Here is a 1,969-nt window from a genome sequence, read left to right as displayed (position 1 = left end):
TGATTCACATCCTTTCTAATTATAGAGTACCACAAAGTACTACAAATTAAAAGGGAAAAATTGACAAAAAAATAAAGTCATATCAGGCTTTATGGAGGATTTTATTTTAAAAAGTGTCAAACTCCCGAGAGGTCAAAGTAGTGCCCGTTACATTATGTTTGAAATGATCAGATCCATGCTTAGAAATCAAGCACGTATTGATAATCACATTGTGGATTACTACTATAAGCTAAAAAAAGGACCACATCCTAAACCGGACATGGTTGCCATGATTGCTTGTGTGAATAGGCTTGATAGGACGATTATGAATTTGGTCCGCACAAACCAAATTTATAATTACGCGAGAACCTCCCATTAAGCTGACTATTTAAATACTAGTACAGTTGATATTTATGACAGCTTTTTTCTGTCAAAAAGCTATCACTGTTTAGCGTACTCTTTTTTAAATGAGTTGATACTTGACATCATATTAGAAATCGTATTGGTGGAGCCATGAAGTCCTCTGAATAGGGGGCTTCTTTATTTTACAATTAAAAGAATTCTGGCATAAAAATGGTCCATATTTTTGAATCCGTAACAGATGCGTTTAAGTGCTTTAATTTTGCGATTGATTCCTTCGATCGGTCCATTGGAAAACGCTGATTCACAGCTGTTTGAAACATATTTTAAGTTTTTCTTCAGAGTTGTAATTGAAGTATCCATTGGTGAGCTTTGCTTTTGATAATTGTTCAAGGTAAGGCAGAGCTTTTTCACATCATGCTTTTTAATTGATTCTTGAATTTGTTGTGCTGTTTCATAAACGTATTTAAGCTTTGGACTTGCACTAAGTCCTAAATCAATTAGATTTTGTTGGGTCATATATTCATTGATTCCCCTGAAATATTTCACTTTAGAATCATCAACTTTTTCTGCATCTTTATGAAACAAGCGCCAATTGATTTTTAAAGCTTTGTAAATCCGGCTATGCTTATCGCTTTGTTGCTTTAAAATTGTAACCCTAAGCTGATCGAAAGCCCGATTTACCAATTGAACAATGTGAAAGCGATCAATAATGATTTTAGCATGCGGGAAAAGTCGTTTGATGAAAAGCTGGTAATTGGCATTTAAATCAATGACAACCGATTTGACAGCTGAACGTTCTTCTAGAGAATAGCGATTTTCAAAGTAAGCACAAATGTTTTTAGACAAGCGATCATCAAGAATTGAGATCAAATTGTGCTTTTTAGCAGCGATAGCAATAAATGAATACGATCTGGCAACTGATTTGAATTCATCAAAACAAAGATGTTCAGGAAGTTGGGCTAGGCGCTGAGGCCTTTGAAAATCATGATATAAAATCCGTGTAACTGAACTAGGAGAGATCCCGACTATTTTGGCAATCGTCGTAACAGGCAGTGATTGTTTGGCTAATTTAAAGACAGCTGCTGATTTGAGACCTCTGGTAAGAGAATGATTTTTTTCAACGATTGGAGTGTTGGCACCACAAGTAGTCTGACAAGATTTACAAAAATAACGTTGTTTCCGCAGATACAACAAAATCATTGGACCGTTGAGCGTCGTCAAACGGAGCTTTGTCAAAGTAGTACCATTTTTAATCAGCGATGCAAAGCCACAGTGCGGGCAACGAGAAAGCTGATAACTAAGGCGAGCATGGATCGCCTTGAAAATGATAAACAACGCCAGATCTAACAGTTCTAAGATCTTCAACTTTAAAGAAACTGATATTTGAGTCTTTTATTTCGAGTAAGCGTGCGATAGAATCTAATTGGGACATGGTTTTTTCCTTCTTTCGATTGGGTTTAGTCACTTAAATCGTATCATAGGATGCCATGTTCTTTAATACTTGAATTGTCAAATTAAATGCAACACTTTACCAAAATAGACCTCATATGGTGTGCGCCAATCCAAACATTTTTTTGGACGGAAATTTAATTTGTTGACTATTCCCTGAATTTCATCGTTTGTCTTG

At 35.7% G+C, this 1,969-nt stretch carries 1 protein-coding gene and 2 pseudogenes; 1 reads left to right on the top strand and 2 read right to left on the bottom strand.

Annotated features, from left to right (window positions below; all coding sequences use genetic code 11):
* Positions 1-127 precede the first annotated feature (127 nt).
* Positions 128-358 (top strand): annotated as a pseudogene (locus KH893_RS13250) (IS110 family transposase); the annotation flags it as partial.
* 161 nt (positions 359-519) lie between these two features.
* Here the strand turns inward: KH893_RS13250 and KH893_RS10970 are convergent.
* Both KH893_RS10970 and KH893_RS10965 read right to left on the bottom strand, forming a co-directional pair.
* A complete protein-coding gene (locus KH893_RS10970; protein ID WP_281166165.1) occupies positions 520-1,707 on the bottom strand; it encodes an ISL3 family transposase in 1,188 nt (395 codons plus the stop codon).
* A gap of 144 nt (positions 1,708-1,851) precedes the next feature.
* Positions 1,852-1,969 (bottom strand): annotated as a pseudogene (locus tag KH893_RS10965) (IS30 family transposase); the annotation flags it as partial.

This window comes from Liquorilactobacillus sicerae (genome assembly GCF_029916425.1).
Lineage (GTDB): Bacteria > Bacillota > Bacilli > Lactobacillales > Lactobacillaceae > Liquorilactobacillus > Liquorilactobacillus sicerae.
The sequence above is the reverse complement of the archived record's forward strand: the minus strand, read 5'-3'. Positions and strand labels throughout refer to the sequence as shown.